The following is an 18,136-nucleotide window of genomic DNA, read 5'->3' as shown; positions in this document are numbered from 1 at the left end:
TTCTTTCTCTCTCTCGTTGTCTACTCGTTCGCTTTTCTCCACGTAAGGAGTCTGTGATGAGCACCAAGACCGGACCTCAGCGATACCCCGGCGCGAGTCGGGCCAACTGGTACCAGGACGACTTCGGCGGCGACCCGATGCAGGTCAATGTCGTCGTCCTGCACACCACCGAGGGCCCCACCCTGCCCGGTTACGGCGGCGGCGGCTCCGCGCCGAATCTGACGGCGGTCCCCGACCTCGCCGCCAAGAAGCTGAAGTGGTACCAGCACTTCGACGTGGAGACCTCCTCGCGGGCGCTGGAAAATCTGAGCGGCGGCGTCGAGACGAACACCCTGAACGTGTGCCAGGTGGAACTCGTCGGCACCTGCGACCCGAAGACGCACAAGAAGTGGACGACCGCGGGCAAGGCGCACATCTACTGGCCGGACGCCCCCGACTGGGCACTGCAGGGCGTCGCCGCCTTCCTGAGCTGGATGCACGAGGAACACGGCGTGCCGCTGGTCGGCGCGAAGAGCTGGCCCGCGTACCCGACGTCGTACAAGAACGGCGGCGGTCAGCGGATGACGGCCGCGCAGTGGAAGGCGTTCAAGGGGGTCTGCGGGCATATGCACGTGCCCGAGAACCTGCACGGCGACCCCGGCGCGATCGACTTCGCCCGGATCATCAAGTACGCCAAGTCCGACCTGGACCTGGACGACGACACCCCGCCGGCGACCACCCCGCCCGCCAAGCCGACGGTCCCCGCGTTCCCGGGGCGCAAGTACTTCGTGCCCGGGGCCACGAACGCGCATGTCCTCAAGCTCGGCAAGCAGTTGGTCAAGCGCGGCTTCGGCGACCACTACAGGGTCGGCCCGAGCAAGTCCTGGGGCGAGGCGGACCGGCTGAACGTGCGGGACTTCCAGAAGTCCCGCCCGGAGCTGCGCGGCGACGCCGACGGCAACCCCGGCCCGCTGACCTGGCGGCTGCTGTTCTCCTGAGCGTGCCGAGGGCCGCTGAGCCCGAATGAGCCGAGCCTCCGTCGGGGATCACCCGACGGAGGCTCGGTCACGTCAACCGTCAGCCGTCAGCCCGATCGGCTGCCGCGTGTTCCGGCGCCCCCGCCGCCGTTGAGCAACTGGGCGCGCAGGGCGTTGAGTTGGTGGGAGTGCTCGACCGCCGAGGTCTCGTCGAGGGCGGTGAGGGCGAGCACGAGGACGTCGGCGATGACCAGGCCGGTGAGGGGCTCGTTGGTGTTGCCCGCGGGGGTGTTGGGGGCGAGCAGGACCGCCTCCACGCGGTCGGCGAAGGCCTCGCTCAGCTGGTCGGTGACGAAGACGACCCGGGCGCCGACCGCGCGGGCCCGTTCCACCAGCACGGTGAGTTCGGCGAGCGGCCGCCCCGGCTGGAAGATGACGACCGCGTCGCCCTGGGCCACGGACACCAGCGGGTCGGCGAGCGCGAAGCCGGTGTCGCCGACGAACCGGGCCCGGTGGCCGATCCGGCCCAGGGCGCGGGCGAGGTGCCGGGCCGCGAGCTCGCAGGCGGCCACGCCGTAACAGAACACGTCACGGGCCTCGGCGAGCACGGTCACCGCCCGCCCCAGCGCCTCCGTGTCGACGAGCCGCCGGCACTGCTCCAGGCGTTCCAGCGTCTCGTCGAAGACATCGCCGCAGATCTTGTCGAGGTCCTTGCCGACGTGCGCGATGCGCTGCGCCAGCCGGACGTCCGGCGCCTGCGCCGCGGTGAAGTCGGCGGCGAGTTCGCGCTTGAGGGCGGGCAGCCCCGCGTATCCGAGGCGTTGCAGCGCGCGGACGACCGTGGCGTTGCTGGTGCCGCTGGCCGCGCCGAGTTCCTGGGTGCTGGCGAACATCACCTGCTCGACCGGGGCGCTGACCACGTACTGCGCGACGGTCCGCTCGGAGGCGGACAGTTCGTCCCACAGGTCGCGGACGGTGGCGCGCAGCCGGGTGAGGCCGCCGGGAGCGGCGCTGCCCGCACCGCCGGGCTGTGAAATATCCATTACGCCTCTTGACTCCCCCGGTTCCGACGTTACGCTCTGAACAACTTGTTCCAGGAACATGAATTTCCGGAACAGATGTTACAGCGCCTGTGCCCCGCCGACCATGTCCACGCGACCGCGTCCCCGCGTCCGCGTCCGCGCGACCACGTCCCGCCGAGGAGCCTCTCCATGAAACACAGCCTTCCGGTCGTCGAGATCTCCGGGACCCCGTCCCAGAGGGGCCGACAGTACGGAGAGGCCGTCGCCCCGCAGATAGAGGCCGCTGTCGGCTACTACACGGAGGCGTTCGGCGCGTCCTCCGGCCTGACCTGGACCCAGGTCACCGCGCGTGCCGCCCGCTGGCTGGAGCCCGTCCGCGACCACGCGCCGCACCTGCTGGAAGAAATGCAGGGTATCGCCGACGGCGCCGGAGTGGACCTGCTCGACGTCCTCGCGCTCAACGCCCGCGGCGAGGTCATCTACGACGACTCCTTCACCCGGATGCGCACCCAGGCGGAACCCGAGGAGCCCGCGGAAGGGTGCACCTCCTTCGCCGCCTTCGGGCCCGCCAGCGGCGACGGGCATGTGTGGGCCGGGCAGAACTGGGACTGGCGGGCCGGCGTCGCCGACACCGTCGTCATGCTGCGGATCGTCCAGCCGCCGAAGCCCACCTTGATCATGCAGGTGGAGGCCGGGCAGATCGGCCGGCAGGGCGCCAACTCCGCCGGGATCGCCTTCAACGCCAACGGCCTCGGCGGCCGGTTCGACGACGCCGTCGGACTGCCGCAGACCGTGATCCGGCGCAGCGTCCTCGACCAGTCGAGCATCACCGACGCGCTGGACGTGCTGTGCCGCACCCGCGCCCACATCGCCAGCAACGCCCTGCTGACCTGCCGCGAAGGCTTCGCCGTCGATCTGGAGACCACACCGGCCGGCCACGGCTGGATGTATCCGACCGACGGGCTGCTCGTGCACGGCAACCACTACCAGGCCGGCGTCCCCGCAGCCCTCGCCGCCGGCTACCGGCCGCTCTCCCCCGACTCGCTCGTGCGGGTCCCGCGCGCGGAGGACGGCCTGCGGCTGCTGCGGGGCGCCACCGGGCCGGACGAGTCCCGCAAGCTGATCAAGCAGGCGATGTCGGACCACCTCGGCTTCCCGGAGTCGCTGTGCACCCACTCCGACCCGCGAAAGCCGCAGATCAAGCACTGGACGACGCTGGTCTCCTCCTGTGTGGACCTGACCGCCGGGGACTACTGCGTCACCGCCGGGACCCCCTGCGACCACGAGTACCAGCACCTCCCGTGGAACCTCTACGACGGTCCGCACGGACCCGCCTGATCCGCTGATCCCCCGATCGCCCTGTCCCCTCTCCACCCCCCACATGCCGAAGCTCCCCCTCTTACCTCCCTCCGCCCCGTCCAGGAGCCCGCCATGAAGCTCACTTCCCGTCTCGCGCCGCTCGGCATCGTCGGCGCGATGGCCCTCACCGCCGCCTGTGGCGGCGCCGACACCGGCTCGGCCAAGAACACCGCCGGCGTCGACGTGTCGAAGCTGAAACTCACGCCCACCACCGCGGCGGCCGCCGGCGCCGTCGACTCGGTGAACTGGCTGCTCGAGGACGAGCCCGAGTCCCTGGACCTCGACACCCAGGGCGGCAGCGCGGGCCGCACCGTCCTCAGCAACGTGTGCGAGCGGCTGTACCAGCTCCAGCCCGACATGTCCGTGCAGCCCTCCCTCGTCGAGAAGGAGACCCGACCGGACGCGAAGACCCTGGTGCTGACCCTGCGCGCCGGCGTCACCTTCCACGACGGCTCCGCGATGACCGCCGACGACGTCCTCTACAGCCTGCGTCGGCACGCCGAGCCGGAGATGGAGCAGTCCGACGAGTTCGGCTCCGTCGCCGCCATGACCAAGACCGGCGACCGTGAGATCACCATCGCCTTCAAGCAGCCCGACGCCCTGTTCACCAAGGCCCTCGCGGGCGACGCCGGGCTCGTCTACAACAAGGAGCAGGTGGACAAGGCGGGCGACGACTTCGGCACCCCCGGCCAGGGCGACGCCTGCTCCGGCCCGTACGAGCTGACCGGCTGGAAGTCCGGCGACTCCATCACCCTGACCCGCGCCGACGACTACTGGGGCAAGAAGCCGCTCACCCAGCAGGTCGTCTTCCGCTGGGCCGAGGACAGCGCGATGGTCAACGCGCTCAGCACCGGGGCCGCCGACGGCGCCTACCTCGACACCGTCACCACCGCCGCCGCCCTGCGCGGCAAGTCCGGCCTCGCCCAGTACTACGGCCCCAGCACCGCCACGCTCGATCTGATCCCCACCGAACGCGGCGGACTGGCCGACCCCGACATCCGCCGGGCGCTGTCCCTCGCGCTCGACCGCGCCGGCATCGCCAAGTCCGGCTACGGCAGCCTCGTCGAACCGTGGGCCACCCCCGTCGGCTCGGGCGCCTGGGGCTACGAGAAGCCCGCCTTCGAGGCCGCGCAGAAGCAGCTCGCTCAGGCCCCGGCCAAGCCCGACCTCGCCGCGGCCAAGGAACTGGTGAAGAAGGCCAAGGCCAAGCCCGACACCCCCATCGTGATCGGCACCGACTCCACCCAGGGCCGCCTCGTGATCGCCAACGCGGTCCGCGCCGCGCTCACCCAGCTCGGGCTCAAGGCGCAGATCAAGACCGTGCCGAGCGCGACGTACGGCGAGTTCTACGGCGACAAGGAGGCCCGCGCCGACATCGACGTGCTGGTCGCCGACTGGTACATCTCCAAGAGCGACCCGATCGGGTTCTACGACAACGGACTGTCCGACAGCTCCAACAACTGGGTGGGCTTCAACAGCCCCGAGTACGACACCAAGGTCGGCGAGGCGCTGCGCACCATCGACGACGCCAAGCGCGCCGCGCTCGTCGTCGACATCCAGCGGCAGTTCAGCGAGGCCGCGGTGTGGATCCCCGTCGCACAGATGCCGACCGTGCTCATCATGAACGACGAACTCACCGGTCCGCCCGCCTCGATGGCGTACCTCTACTCGCCGTGGGCCGCGCAGCTCGGCGCGAAGAAAGGCTGACCCGTGACGATCGTCGCCCTCGGACGGCAGACAGTACGGCAGGCCGGGCGGCGGCTCGCGGGGCTGGCGGCCACTCTGCTCGCCTCCTCCTTCGTGATCTTCGCCGCCGTGTACGCCGCGCCCGGCGACCCCGCCGTCTTCCTGGCGGGGGGCCGCGACAAGCTGACCCCGGAACGGCTGGCGAGCGTCCGGGAGCAGTACCACCTGGACGAACCGCTGGTCGTCCAGTACGGCCGCTGGCTCTGGGACTGCCTGCACTTCGACCTCGGCCGCTCCTTCCAGTACAGCGACGAGGTCTCCGACCTGCTGGCCGCCCGGTTCCCGACGACGCTCGCCCTCGTCGCGTACGCCACCGCCTTGTTCGTCGTCCTCGGCGTCGGCGCCGGCGTCCTCGCCGGGGTCCGGCGCGGGACCTGGGTCGACTCCGCGGTGGTCGGCGGCACCACCCTCGCCGCGTCCGTGCCGTCGTTCGTCGGAGGCATCGCGCTGGTCGCCCTGTTCGGCGTCGAGCTCGGCTGGTTCCCGGTGACCGGCAGCGGCGAGGGCTTCACCGGCACCCTGCACCACCTCACCCTGCCCGCCGTGGCCATGGCGCTCGGCTCGCTCGCCGTCATCAGCCGGGTCACCCGGCAGGCCATGGCGGACGCGGGCGCCGCCGAGCACGTCGCGGTGGCCCGCGCCGCGGGACTGCCCGAACGGGACATCATCCGCCGGCATGTGCTGCGCAACGCCCTCGGGCCGATCGTCACCATGTGCGGCCTGGTCACTGCGGGCATGCTCGCCGGGACCGTCGCCATCGAGACCGTCTTCGGGATCAGCGGCATCGGCTCGCTGCTCGTCGGCGCCATCAACAGCCACGACTTCCCCGTCGCCCAGGCGGTCCTGCTGCTGATGGTCACCTCGTACATCGTCGTCACCACCGTCGTGGACCTCGTGCACCCGCTGCTCGACCCGCGCCTGAAAGCCATGAGGAGCAGCGCATGACCGCCGTGCCCGTCGCTGTCGCGCCGGTACGCGAACGCGCCCGGCTCCCCTGGGGCGTGCTCGTCGCCGGGGCCCTCCTCGCCCTCGTGGTGCTCGCCGCCGTCCTGGCCCCGCTGCTCGCGCCGTACGCCCCGGACGCCGTCGATCTGTCGTCCTCCCTGGTCGGCACGAGCGGCGACCATCTGCTCGGCACCGACGCCTCCGGCCAGGACCTGCTCTCCCGGGTGCTGTACGGCGCCCGGACGAGCCTGGTCGCACCGCTCGTCCTGCTGCTGCTGGCCGCCGTCCTCGGCGTCACGCTCGGCACGCTCGCCGCCTGGCGCGGCGGCTGGGTGGACGCGCTGGTCTCCCGGATCACCGACGTCATGTACGCGTTCCCGGGGCTGCTGTTCGTCGTCCTGATCATCGCCGTGTTCGGCTCCGGCATGACGACGTCCGTGGTCGCCCTCGGCCTCGCGTTCGCGCCGACGATCGCCAAGTACACCCGCAGTGTGGCCCTGGCCGAGCGGTCCAAGTCCTATATCGACGCCTACCGCGTGCAGGGCATGGGCGGGTTCCGGATCTGCGTGGCCCACCTCGTGCCCAACCTCGGCCGGTCCATCGTCGGCTACCTGGTCGTGCTGTTCGGCGAGTCCCTGATGAGCCTCGCCACCCTCAGCTACCTCGGCTTCGGCGCCCAACCACCCAGCTCCGACTGGGGGTTGATGGTGCAGGAGGGCCAGGCCGCGATCGTCCAGGGGGCCCTGCTGCCCGCGCTCGTGCCGGGCACCGCCATCGCCGCCGTCGTGGTGGCCTTCAACGTGGTCGGCGTCTGGGCCGCGGACCGCCTCGGCGCCAGGAAGTAGAGACACCGTGACGCACGACAAGACGCACGACATGCTGCTCGACATCGAGAATCTGACCCTGACCCTGCCCGGCGCCGCCCGGCCGCTGCTCGCGGACGTGTCGCTCACGGTCGGCGCCGGGGAGGTCGTCGGCCTGGTCGGCGAGTCCGGCTCGGGGAAGTCCACGACCGCGAAGGCCGTGCTCAACATCGTCCCCGACGCCGCGCAGGCGACCGGGCGGGTCCGGGTGGACGGCGCGGACGTGCCCGCCATGACCGGCGCGCAACTGCGCGCACACCGGGCCCGCACGGTCGCCATGGTCCACCAGGACCCGCGCTCGGCGCTCAACCCCGTGCGCCGGATCGGCGACTTCCTCCTCGAACGCCTCGCCCTCACCAGCACCGGACGGACCGACAAGCGCGCCGCGCGGGCCAAGGCCGTCGAACTCCTCGACGCCGTGGGCCTGCCCGACCCGGCCCGCCATCTGCGCCAGCATCCCCACGAACTCTCCGGCGGCATGCTGCAGCGCGTCGTCATCGCCGGCGCCCTCGCCGCCGAGCCGAAGCTGCTCCTCGCCGACGAGGCCACCAGCGCCCTCGACGTCACCACGCAGGCCGACATCCTCGCCCTGCTGCGCACCCTGCGCGAAGAACGCGGCCTGGGCCTGCTGTTCATCACCCACGACCTGCACCTGGCGGCGGCGTACTGCGACCGCGTGTACGTGATGTACGCGGGCCGCGTGGTGGAGGAACAGCAGGGCAGCCTGCTCTTCTCCGGCGCCCGGCACCCCTACACCCGCGGTCTGCTGGCGTGCTCCCCGGAGCTGGGCGACACGTCCACCGCGCTGCGTCCGATCCCCGGGCGGCCGCCGTCCCTCGCGGACGCGTTCACCGGCTGCCCGTTCGCGGCGCGCTGCGAACACACCGAGCCCGACTGCGAGACCTGGCAGCCGGAGCACCTGTCCGTCGTCGGCGGCGGCTCGGCGGCCTGCCGACGCCCCTCCCTCCAGATCACCGGGAGCGCCCGATGACGACCCTCCCCGACGCGCCGCTGCTCGTCGTCGACTCCCTGCGCAAGACCTACCGGCTGCCCGGCGGGAACCGGCTGACCGCCGCCGACCAGGTGTCCTTCACCCTGTCCCCGGGCGGTTCGCTCGGCATCGTGGGCGAGTCCGGGTCGGGCAAGAGCACCGTGGCCCGCACCCTCGTCGGTCTGATCCGGCCCGACTCGGGCACCATCGCGGTGAACGGCGTGGACCGCACCCCCGGCCGCGGCCGGCACCACCGCCGCGACCGGCTGGCCCGCGCCCGGGAGATCCAGATGGTCTTCCAGGACCCCTACGTCTCGCTCGACCCGCGGCTGACGTCCCGCCAGTGCCTGCGGATCGCCTTGCGGCTGCACGGTCACTCCTCGACGGATGCGCACATCGAGGCGCTGCTCGACCAGGTGGGCCTCGGCAGCCGGGAGGCGGACGCGAAGCCCCACGAGCTGTCCGGCGGCCAACGCCAACGGCTCGCCATCGCACGGGCGCTGGCGGTCGAACCCCGGGTCCTGGTCCTCGACGAGGCGGTGGCCGCGCTCGACGTGTCGATCCAGGCGCAGATCCTCCAGCTCCTCGGCGAGATCAGGCGGGAGACCGGCGTCGCCCTCGTCTTCGTCAGCCACGACCTGTCCGTCGTGCAGCACATCACCGACGAGACCGTGGTGATGCGCCGGGGCACGGTGGTCGAACAGGGCCCGACCGCACGGGTGCTGAGCGCGCCCGAGCACGCGTACACCCGGCTGCTGCTCGACTCCGTGCCGCACGAGGGCTGGGACCCCGCGGAGGCCCGCGCCCGCGCCGGCGCCTGACCGATCCCAGTCCGGTCCCAGTCCGATCCCGCCCCCGATCCCCCTCCCGACCGCACGCCCCGACCGCCCGGGCACCCGACCGGAAGCACCGCTTCCGCACAGCGTATTCTTAGGCAAGCCTTTGCTAACCGCCAGGGAGGCGGATCAACCGGGAGAAGCAGGGAGAAGGGCGAATGTCAGGAGTCGCAGGCCGCCGCGCCGGTCGGCTGGTCGCCGCTCTTCTCCTGCTGGCGCTCGCCGTGACGCTCAGCCTCGCCGTCGGCAGCCGCGCGATGCCGCCCTCGGTCGTCTGGGACGCCCTGGTGCACGGCGGCGTCAGCGACGACGCCCAGGTCGTCCGGTCCCTGCGGGTCCCCCGGACGGTCATCGGCATCCTGGTCGGCGCCGCGCTCGCCGTCGCCGGCACGGTCCTCCAGGGCATCACCCGCAACCCGATCGCCGAGCCGGGCATCCTCGGCATCAGCCAGGGCGCCTCGCTGGGCGTCGTCTGCGCCATCGCCTTCCTCGACGTGCACACCCTGAACGGCTACGTCTGGTACGCCTTCGCGGGCGCGGGCATCGCCGCCGTCGCCATCTACGCCGTCGCGGGCGGCGGACGCGACGGGGCGTCACCGGTCAAGCTGGCGCTGGCGGGCGCCGCGATGAACGCGTTCCTCGCCTCGGTCATCTCGGCGATCCTCACCACCAACGCCCGCGCCCTGGACGAGTTCCGGTTCTGGGACGTCGGCTCGATCAGCGGCCGCGACGCCACGATCGTCGGCCAGGTCTGGCCCTTCCTCCTCGCCGGTCTGCTCCTCGTGCTCGCCATGGCCCGCGGCCTCGACGCCCTCGCGCTCGGCGACGACATCGCCCGCGGCCTCGGCCGCAACGTCGCCCTGCTGCGCGCGACCGGCGCCCTCGGCGCGACCCTGCTGACCGGCGCCGCGGTCGCCGCCGCCGGCCCCATCGCCTTCGTCGGCCTCGCCGTTCCGCACATGGCCCGCGCGCTCGTCGGCCCCGGACACCGGCTGCTGCTGCCCATGGCCGCGCTGCTCGGCCCGGTGCTGCTGCTCCTCGCCGACGTCCTCGGCCGGGCCGTCGTCCGCCCCTCGGAAGTGCCGGTGGCGGTCATGACCGCGCTGGCCGGGGTGCCGTTCCTGGTCGTGCTGGTGCGGCGGAAGAAGGCGGTGGCCACGGCATGACGTCCGACCTGACGACCCGCGTCGACAACGATGTCCCCGCCAGGGTGCTGCCCGCCGGGCACACCGTGCTGCGCCCCGGACGCGGCACCAGCTTCCTGATCCACCGCCGCAGCCTCACCGTGACCGGCGTCCTCGCCGTGCTGCTCGCGGCCGCGGTCGTGGCATCCCTGTGCATCGGCGAGTCGTTCGTCGCGCCGGACGAGGTGGTCCGGGTGCTGCTGGGCCTGCCCAGTCCCGACGAACTCGTCGTCGGCACGCTGCGGCTGCCCCGGCTGGTGACCGGGCTGCTGGTGGGCGTCGCCTTCGGACTGTCCGGCGCGCTGATCCAGACCATGGCCCGCAACCCGCTCGCCAGCCCCGACGTCATCGGCGTGACGCACGGCGCGGGCGCGGCGACGGTCGCCGCGATGACCTTCGGACTCACCTCGTACGCCGCCCTGCCCTATGTGTCCGTCGCGGGCGGGCTGCTGACCGCGCTGCTCGTCTATCTGCTCGCCTGGCGGGGCGGCCTGGCCGCGTCCCGGTTCGTGCTGGTCGGCATCGGCGTCTCGGTGGCGCTGGGCTCGCTGACCCGGCTGCTGGTGACCAAGGGCGACTATCTGGTGGCCCAGCAGGCGAAGACCTGGCTCACCGGATCGCTCAACGGCCGCGGCTACGACCAGGCCGCCCCGCTCGCGACCGTCCTGCTGCTGCTCGTGCCGTTCCTGCTGTGGGCGGCCCGCGCCCAGCGCAGCGCCGCGTTCGACGAGACGACGGCCACCGCGCTCGGCGTCAAGGTCGACCGGGTCCGGGTCGGTCTGAGCGTGCTCGGCGTGGTGCTCGCGTCCGTCGCGACCGGGGCCGCGGGGCCGGTCGACTTCGTGGCCCTGCTCGCCCCGCAGATCGCCCGCCGCCTCGCCCGCACCCCGCACGTCCCGCTGCTGTGCTCGGCGTTGACCGGCGCGCTGATCGTGGTCGTCGCCGACCTGCTGGCCCGCCGGCTGCTGTCACCGCTGGAGCTGCCGGTCGGCGTGTTCACCGCCCTGGTGGGCGCCCCCTACCTGATGTGGCTGATCGTCCGCACCCGCGGCCGCACCACATGAGGCCACGGCTTTCCATGTCCCGCCGTGGCATGTCGCACCCGCATCGCACCCGCAGCTCACCCGAACGACCTGAAGCGTTCCGTACGACGGGAGTCCTCCCCATGTCCCTGCCCGTGTCCCTCCGCCGCCGCGGCACCGCCGCCGCCGGCCTCGCCCTCGCCGCCGCGCTCACCCTGACCGCGTGCGGCGGCTCCTCCGACGACGGGGAGGACAAGGCCAAGGCCACGCCGGCCGCCGGCGCGGGCGACAAGAAGGCCGTCGCCCAGGGCGGGGACGGCTTCGCGGACGCGGCGAAGAAGACCGCCGCGATGGGGACCGACGCCAAGCCCGGCCAGTGGCCGCGCACCGTCACCCACGCCATGGGCAAGACGGTCATCGAGGCCCAGCCGGAGCGCGTGGTCGTCCTCGACGTCGGCGAGCTCGACAACGTCGTCTCCCTCGGCATCGAGCCGGTCGGCCTCGCGCCCACCGAGGGCTCCCCCGAGCTGCCGTCGTACCTGAAGAAGGACGCGGGCAGCCCGAAGAACATCGGCACGATCAACAACCTCAACCTGGAGGCGATCGCCGCGCTGAAGCCCGACCTGATCCTGGGCAGCCAGCTGCGCGCCGCCGACAAGTACGACGAGCTCTCGAAGATCGCGCCGACCGTGTTCTCCGTGCGCCCCGGCTTCACCTGGAAGGAGAACTACCTCCTGAACGCCGCCGCGCTCGACAAGACGGCGCAGGCGAAGGCGAAGCTCGCGCAGTACAGCACCGAGGCGGCGGCCGTCGGCGCGAAGATCGGCGCCGACAAGCCGACCGTGTCGATGGTCCGTTACATGCCGGACGGCGTCATCCGTCTGTACGCCAACTCCTCGTTCATCGGCACGATCCTCAAGGACATCGGCGTCCCGCGCCCGAAGAACCAGGACATCGAGGACCTCGCCGCCGAGATCAGCGCCGAGAACATCGACCAGGCCGACGCCGACTACATCTTCACCGGCGTCTACGGCGACCCCAAGGCCACCGGCAAGTCCGCCGCGCAGGCCAACCCGCTGTGGAAGAACCTCGGCGCGGTCAAGGCCGGGCACGCCTACGACGTCCCGGACGAGACCTGGTACCTCGGCCTCGGCGTGACGGCCGCCCACGAGGTGCTGGCCGACCTGGAGCAGCACCTCGCCAAGTAGTCCCGGACGGACTGACGAACGGACGAACTGACTACAGGTAGTCCTCCAGGCGGGCGACCGTGAAGCCCTGTTCCTGGATGTGACGGAGCATGTTCGCCGTCATCTCGGTCATCGTCGTGCCCTTGAGCTCGGCCGGTCCGCGGAAGTGGGCCAGGATGACGTCACCCGGGTGGAGTTTCCGGTCGCCGCGCTGGTACTGCATGTTCTTGATCTGCATGGACTCGCGCCACAGGACGATCGCCTCGGCGCCGCAGGACGCCGAGGCGGCCCGGGTGTTCTCGTCCCAGTTGCCGTAGGGCGGACGCAGCAGCCGGGGCGTGACGCCGTACTCGGCCTTCAGCCTGGTCTGCTGGCCGCAGATCTCCTGCTGCTGGGCCGCCACGCCCAGGGTGCGCAGATTCGGGTGGCTCAGCGTGTGGTTCTGGACGCCGGCGCCGAGCCCCTGCAGTTCCTTGAAGTAGCCGTAGTCGGAGCGTATGGCGGCGTCCGTCAGGAACATCGTGAAGGGGATCTTCAACTCCTTCATCATCGTCACGAACCGCGGGTCCTTCTCGGCCCCGTCGTCGAACGTGAGGAAGACGATCTTCTCCTCGGTCGGTATCTCGCTGATCACCGGAACCGTGCCGTCCGCCGCCGGAAGCTTCACCGGCTTGGTCACGGGCGGGGTGGGCGGCGCGGCCAGCGGTTCGAGGCCCCACTTGCGGTAGGCGGCTGCGGTGCCGGCCTGCGCGCCCGCCTTACCGCCGGGAATCCGGGCCCCCGGCGCGGAGGAGGTCGGCGCGGCGGACGGAGACTTCGCGGCGCCCGTCTTCCCGGAGTCGGCCTTCCCGGAGCCTGCTTCGGCGGAGCCTGCGGAGGACTTGTCCGCGCAGCCCGTCGCCAGGCTCGTCAAGAGAAGGAGACAGGCCAGGGCCGCCCTCCTGGACCGTGTGTTCAACTCGCGCCGCCCCTGTGCCGTCCCCGTGCCTGAGCCTGTTCACCCTCCTTGATGACGAACAGACGTCCGAGGTTGCACTCCCGCTCGCCGTCCCCGTGTTTGACCGCCCCGCGTTTGACATCCCCGCGTTTGACAACCCTGGGACCCTCCACCATGCTTGTATTAATTCATTAATGGAAGCATGCTTGAACCTGGAAGGTGATGTGGTCGAGTACCGGATCGACCGAGGCAGCGGCGTCCCCGCCTACGTGCAGATCGTCGAACAGACCGAACGGGCGCTCCGGATGGGCACGTTGAAGGTCGGGGACAAGCTGCCCACGGCCAGGGAAGTGGTGGCGGCGACCGCCATCAACCCCAACACCGTGCTCCGCGCCTACCGCGACATGGAACAGGCGGGCCTGGTCGAACTGCGTCGCGGGCTGGGGACGTTCGTGACCCGGTCGCTCGCCCGGCCCGGCGCGGAGGACGACTCCCCGCTGCGCGCCGACCTCGCCGCCTGGACGGCCCGCGCACGGACGGCCGGCCTGGAACGGGCCGACATCATCGCGCTGGTCACGGCGGCCCTGGACCACTACGACGCACAGCCGCACACCAGACGACGCGGGACATCGCACAGCGAAGCCGAACAGACAGCCGAAGACACAGCCGAACAGACAGAGGAGGACGCATGACCGGACCTGACGCCCCGGCTGCCGCACTGCGCGCCACGGGACTCGGATTCCGGTACCGGGCGCGCGGCGGCTGGGCCCTGCGGGACTGCGAGTTCACCGTGCCCGAAGGCCGGGTCACCGCCCTCGTCGGACGCAACGGCGCCGGCAAGAGCACCCTGCTGCACCTGGCCGGCGGCCTGCTGCGGGCCCGCACCGGGGAACTGCGGGTGTTCGGCGCCGAACCCGGCACGGCACGAACCCGCCCCCGGGTCGGCCTCCTCACCCAGGACAAGCCGCTCTACCCCCGCTTCACCGTGGCGGACACCCTGCTGATGGGCGAGAAGCTGAACTCCTCGTGGGACCGGGCGACCGCCGAGCGGACCGTCGACGAGGGCGGCATCGCACGCACCGCCCGGGTCGGCGAGCTGTCCCCCGGCCAGCGCACCCGCGTCGCCCTCGCCCTGGCCCTCGGCAAGCGCCCCGACCTGCTGCTGCTCGACGAGCCGATGGCCGACCTGGACCCCGTGGCACGCGGCGAGGTCATGGCGGCGCTGATGACCGACGCCGCCGAACACGGCACGAGCATCGTGCTCTCCTCGCACGTCCTGCCCGAGCTGGAGCAGACCTGCGACTGGGTGCTGCTGCTGCGCGACGGCCGGGTCGAGCTGAGCGAGGACGCCGAGGACCTGCGCGAGAGCCACGCCGTGCTGACCGGCCACGCCGACCAGGCCGACACCCTGGCCGAGGAGCACGAGATCGTGCACCGCCGGGTCAGCGGCCGACAGCTGACCGCCCTGGTCCGCCGGCGCGGTCCGGTGCGCGGCGACTGGCACGTCGAGCGGCCCAGCCTGGAGACCGTCCTGATCGGCCGCCTCCAGGCCGCCGCCGCCGACCGGCCGACGGAGGTGGCCGCGTGAAGGGCTCCCTCTGGCTCGCCTGGCGACAGCAGCGACTGCTGATCGGCGTCTGCGCGGCCCTCCTGCTCGCCACCGCGGCGATAGCCGCCTACTACCGCTCGGACCTGCTGGACGCACTGCACAGCGGAACGTTCGACGACTGCGACCCCGGTCCGCAGGACTGCCAGCCGGACGGCCTCAGCGCGGGCCTGGTGCTCAACGTCGAGCCGCTCCGGTACCTCGGCACGCTGAACCTCGTCCTGCCCGTCCTGATCGGCGTCTTCTGGGGCGCCCCGCTGCTGGGCCGCGACCGGGACCTGGGCACCCACCGCATGGTCCTCGCGCAGGGCGTGAGCCGCGGCCAGTGGTTCGCGTCCCGGTTCGCCCTCGCCGCGGTGGCCACGACGGCCGTCTCCGCCCTGCTCGCCTGGATCTTCGCCTGGTGGTGGCGACCCGCCGCCGACCGCAGCTACGGCGTGTTCTGGTACGAGAACGCGGCCCTGAGCGGCTCGGGCCCCCGGGTCGTCGCGGCCGCCCTGTTCGGCCTGGCGGCCGGCACCCTGATGGGTCTGCTGGCCCGCCGCGTCCTGGCCGCGATGAACCTGGCCCTGCTGGTGACCGGGGCGACGACCCTCCTGCTGGAGTGGACGCACTCGGCCCGGCTGTTGGTCGCGCCGCAGCGCTACCTCAGCACCGGCGGCCTCCCCAAGGTGCCCATGGGCGACAAGTGGTCGGCCGGCCAGTACGGCCTGCTCACCGCCTCCGGCGACCGTGCCGACCTGAAGAACTGCCCCTACAACGCAGGCGCCGAACTCCAGTCCTGCATGGACCGGCACGGCTACGTGGCCCGCTACTACGAGGCCAACCCGGCCGGCGACTACTGGGCCTTCCAGTGGATCGACACCGCCGTCCTCGGCGGACTCGCGGTCCTGCTCACGGTCGCCACCGTCCTGATCCTGCGCCGCCGCGTCTGACCCACGTCCGACGCCAGTCAGACCCTTCCTTTCCTTTCCTTTATTCCTTTCCTTCATCCCTTCATCCGGGGTACCCCCATGCCCGGGGTCCCGCTCTGCACGGAGGTCGATTCGTCATGCCTTCAGACGCCAACTCGCCACAGAAGCTGAACAACAACCGCGCCGCGCTCACCCACAAGATCGGGTACGCGCTGCGCAACCCCGGCCGGGTCTCCCCGTATCTGCGCCGGGCCGGGCGGGACGCGTGGCTGCGGCTGCGGCACCCCGACCACGTCGGCTACTACCGGGCCGTGATGGCCTCGGACACCCGCCGCAACCCCGAGGCCGCGGTCGGCAGCCAGACCCACGACCGCTGGCTGGCGCTCGGCCAGATGCAGTTCGAGTACCTCATGGAGCACGGGCTGCGCCCCGAGCACCGCATGCTCGACATCGGCTGCGGCAACCTGCGCGGCGGCTGGCGCTTCATCGACCACCTCGACGCCGGCAACTACTACGGCATCGACATCTCGCCCGACATCCTGATCGCCGCGAAGAAGACGCTCACCCAGCGCGGCCTCCAGGACAAGCTGCCGCACCTCACCATCAGCGGCGACCTCACCCTGGACTTCCTGCCCGACAACCACTTCGACGTCATCCACGCGCACAGCGTCTTCTCCCACTCGCCGCTGGACGTCATCGAAGAGTGCCTCGCGCACGTCGGCCGGGTGCTGACCGACACCGGGTTCTTCGACTTCACCTTCGACCGCACCGAGGGCGCCGAGCACCAGGTGCTGCGCGAGGACTTCTACTACCGCACCGAGACCCTGCTGGTCCTGGCGACCAAGCACGGCCTGTACGCGCGCTTCATGGACGACTGGGAGCAGCGCCCGCACGGCCAGTCGAAGATACGGGTGAGCCGCTCCCCGCTGCCCACCAACGGCTGAGCCGGCCGTCCCCCATGGCACCCACGACGGCACCCACCATGACGCCCCCCACGGGGTCCACCGGCACCCGGCCCCGGCCGCACGTCGTCACGCGGCCCCCCATGCCGCCGCGCGTCGCACGGCGGCGGGGGCCGGGGCCGGGTCTCGGCCGGGCGGTCACGGCGGCCGTGCCCGCGGGCCTCGTGCTCGTCCTGGGCCTGTGGGGGATCACCCGGCAGGACAGCATGTGGCGCGACGAGGCCGCCACCTGGCAGGTCACCCACCGCAGCCTGCCCGAGATCTGGCGCATGCTCGGCAACGTGGACGTCGTCCACGGCCTGTACTACACGGTCATGCACCTGCTGTTCGAGGTCTTCGGCGACAGCCTGCTGACGCTGCGGGCGCCCTCGGTCCTCGCGATGGCCGCGGCGGCGGCCCTCACCGCCGACCTCGGCGCCCGGCTCGCGGGCGGCTGGAGCGGGCTCGGGGCCGGTCTCGCCGTCGCCCTGCTGCCCATGAACCAGGCGTTCGCGCAGGAAGGCCGCCCGTACGCGATGGTCACCGCGACCGTCGCGTACGCGACCTGGCTGCTGGTGGCGGCGATGCGCCGCCCGCGCGCCCTGACCTGGGTCGGGTACGCGGTCGCCGTCCTGCTCGGGGCGCTGCTGAACTGGTTCTCACTGCTCGCGCTGCCCGCCCACGCCGTCACGGTCGCCGTCGCCCGGCCGCACCGCGCGGTCCGGGCGGGCTGGCTGCTCGCCGCGGTCGCCGCCGTGCTCGGCGCCCTCCCCCTGATCCTGGCCAGCCGAAGCCAGTCCCGGCAACTCTCCTGGATCCAGCCCGCCTCCCCCGGCACCCTCGCCATCGTCACGGCCACGGTGCTGACAGCCACCGCCTGCGCCCTCCTACGCGCCGCCCGCCGACCCGCCCCCACACACCCGGCCCCGGCCGGGAGACTGAGTCTGGCTGTGGTTGCCCTTCCGTTGTGTGTGCTGCCTACGGTGATGCTGCTTGTCGTCTCGCTCACCGTGCAGCCTGTCTATGTCGGGCGCTATGTGCTGTTCGCCCAGCTCGGTCTGGCCCTTCTGCTGGGGGTGGCGGCCACCGAGCTCATCGGACGCCTGTCCTACCGCCTGCGCCTGCGCCCGGCCGTCGCCCTCACGGCCGTGACCGCGCTCGCGTTCCTCGCCATGCTCCCCGTCGAACAGGACATCCGCGCCGCCGACAGCCGCGTCGACGACGTGCTGAGCGCGGCCGACGTGGTGGCGGCGGTCCGCGGGCCGGCCGACGCGGTCGTCTTCATCCCCTCCGCCCGGCGCGACACCGCCACGGTCACCCCGGACGCCTTCCACGGACTGCGCGACATCGCCCTCGTCGACACCCCGGCCGACGCCGGCACCCTGCACGGCGTCGAGGCGGACCCGGCGGCCATCGCCCGCGCGCTGCTGCGCGAGGACCGCGTCATCCTCGTCAGCGACGCGGCGCAGCGGCCCGCCGGCAACGCGCGCGACCGCGCGAAACAACGCGTCCTGCGCGAACACTTCATCGAGCGCTCCACGACGGTCACCCGCGGCCGCAGCGTCACCGTCTACGAACGGATCCGCTGAGCAGGTCGGGCGCGCCCTCAAGGGGCACAGCGAACTGC

General features: G+C 72.1%; 17 protein-coding genes. 15 read left to right on the top strand and 2 right to left on the bottom strand.

What is annotated here, in order from left to right; genetic code table 11:
• The first annotated feature begins 56 nt into the window (after positions 1-56).
• On the top strand, positions 57-977 hold the full coding sequence (locus ACWCPF_RS36470) for a peptidoglycan-binding protein (protein WP_451049411.1): 921 nt from the start codon (positions 57-59) through the stop codon (positions 975-977).
• An 86-nt stretch (positions 978-1,063) separates the two neighbouring features.
• On the opposite strand, the gene ACWCPF_RS36465 is transcribed toward ACWCPF_RS36470, so the two are convergent.
• Positions 1,064-1,999 (bottom strand): MurR/RpiR family transcriptional regulator, encoded by a 936-nt coding sequence (locus tag ACWCPF_RS36465; RefSeq protein ID WP_451049410.1) that lies wholly within the window; start codon positions 1,997-1,999, stop codon positions 1,064-1,066.
• A gap of 168 nt (positions 2,000-2,167) precedes the next feature.
• Between ACWCPF_RS36465 and ACWCPF_RS36460 the strand changes: the two genes are divergently transcribed.
• The 9 genes from ACWCPF_RS36460 (at position 2,168) to ACWCPF_RS36420 (ending at position 12,132) form a co-directional block, all read left to right on the top strand.
• Positions 2,168-3,316, top strand: coding sequence for a C45 family autoproteolytic acyltransferase/hydolase (locus ACWCPF_RS36460; protein WP_451049409.1), 1,149 nt, complete (start codon positions 2,168-2,170; stop codon positions 3,314-3,316).
• 93 nt (positions 3,317-3,409) lie between these two features.
• A complete protein-coding gene (locus ACWCPF_RS36455) occupies positions 3,410-5,044 on the top strand; it encodes an ABC transporter substrate-binding protein (protein WP_451049408.1) in 1,635 nt (544 codons plus the stop codon).
• Positions 5,045-5,047: 3 nt separating this feature from the next.
• Positions 5,048-6,028, top strand: a complete 981-nt coding sequence (locus ACWCPF_RS36450) for an ABC transporter permease (protein WP_451049407.1) — start codon at positions 5,048-5,050, stop codon at positions 6,026-6,028.
• Positions 6,025-6,873 (top strand): ABC transporter permease, encoded by an 849-nt coding sequence (locus ACWCPF_RS36445; protein ID WP_451049406.1) that lies wholly within the window; start codon positions 6,025-6,027, stop codon positions 6,871-6,873. The genes ACWCPF_RS36450 and ACWCPF_RS36445 overlap by 4 nt, the downstream gene beginning before the upstream one ends.
• A 31-nt stretch (positions 6,874-6,904) precedes the next feature.
• Positions 6,905-7,882, top strand: a complete 978-nt coding sequence (locus ACWCPF_RS36440) for an ABC transporter ATP-binding protein (RefSeq protein WP_451049459.1) — start codon at positions 6,905-6,907, stop codon at positions 7,880-7,882.
• Positions 7,879-8,703, top strand: a complete 825-nt coding sequence (locus ACWCPF_RS36435; protein ID WP_451049405.1) for an ABC transporter ATP-binding protein — start codon at positions 7,879-7,881, stop codon at positions 8,701-8,703. The genes ACWCPF_RS36440 and ACWCPF_RS36435 overlap by 4 nt, the downstream gene beginning before the upstream one ends.
• Positions 8,704-8,876: 173 nt before the next feature.
• Complete coding sequence (locus ACWCPF_RS36430; RefSeq protein WP_451049404.1) at positions 8,877-9,884, top strand: FecCD family ABC transporter permease; 1,008 nt, start codon at positions 8,877-8,879, stop codon at positions 9,882-9,884.
• Positions 9,881-10,966, top strand: a complete 1,086-nt coding sequence (locus ACWCPF_RS36425; protein WP_451049403.1) for a FecCD family ABC transporter permease — start codon at positions 9,881-9,883, stop codon at positions 10,964-10,966. Before ACWCPF_RS36430 ends, ACWCPF_RS36425 begins: the two co-directional genes overlap by 4 nt.
• A gap of 113 nt (positions 10,967-11,079) precedes the next feature.
• Positions 11,080-12,132 (top strand): ABC transporter substrate-binding protein, encoded by a 1,053-nt coding sequence (locus ACWCPF_RS36420; RefSeq protein ID WP_451049458.1) that lies wholly within the window; start codon positions 11,080-11,082, stop codon positions 12,130-12,132.
• Positions 12,133-12,163: 31 nt separating this feature from the next.
• Here ACWCPF_RS36420 and ACWCPF_RS36415 read toward each other — a convergent pair whose 3' ends face one another.
• Positions 12,164-13,024: a polysaccharide deacetylase family protein gene (locus ACWCPF_RS36415; protein ID WP_451049402.1), complete on the bottom strand. Its 861-nt coding sequence runs from the start codon at positions 13,022-13,024 to the stop codon at positions 12,164-12,166.
• A 218-nt stretch (positions 13,025-13,242) separates the two neighbouring features.
• Here ACWCPF_RS36415 and ACWCPF_RS36410 point away from each other — a divergent pair, with 218 nt between their 5' ends.
• From ACWCPF_RS36410 to ACWCPF_RS36390, 5 genes are all read left to right on the top strand, one after another.
• Positions 13,243-13,740 carry a GntR family transcriptional regulator gene (locus ACWCPF_RS36410; RefSeq protein ID WP_451049401.1) on the top strand — a complete coding sequence of 166 codons (498 nt, stop codon included), beginning with the start codon at positions 13,243-13,245 and terminating at the stop codon, positions 13,738-13,740.
• On the top strand, positions 13,737-14,636 hold the full coding sequence (locus tag ACWCPF_RS36405) for an ABC transporter ATP-binding protein (RefSeq protein ID WP_451049400.1): 900 nt from the start codon (positions 13,737-13,739) through the stop codon (positions 14,634-14,636). The genes ACWCPF_RS36410 and ACWCPF_RS36405 overlap by 4 nt, the downstream gene beginning before the upstream one ends.
• Positions 14,633-15,589, top strand: a complete 957-nt coding sequence (locus ACWCPF_RS36400) for a transporter (RefSeq protein WP_451049399.1) — start codon at positions 14,633-14,635, stop codon at positions 15,587-15,589. The genes ACWCPF_RS36405 and ACWCPF_RS36400 overlap by 4 nt, the downstream gene beginning before the upstream one ends.
• 116 nt (positions 15,590-15,705) lie before the next feature.
• Entirely contained in the window at positions 15,706-16,512 is an 807-nt protein-coding gene (locus ACWCPF_RS36395; RefSeq protein ID WP_451049398.1) for a class I SAM-dependent methyltransferase, read from the top strand.
• A gap of 38 nt (positions 16,513-16,550) precedes the next feature.
• Positions 16,551-18,098 (top strand): glycosyltransferase family 39 protein, encoded by a 1,548-nt coding sequence (locus ACWCPF_RS36390; protein WP_451049397.1) that lies wholly within the window; start codon positions 16,551-16,553, stop codon positions 18,096-18,098.
• Positions 18,099-18,136: the final 38 nt, after the last annotated feature.

The sequence above is a fragment of the Streptomyces sp. NPDC001858 genome (assembly GCF_053594615.1).
This window is presented reverse-complemented; position numbering and strand designations above follow the sequence as displayed.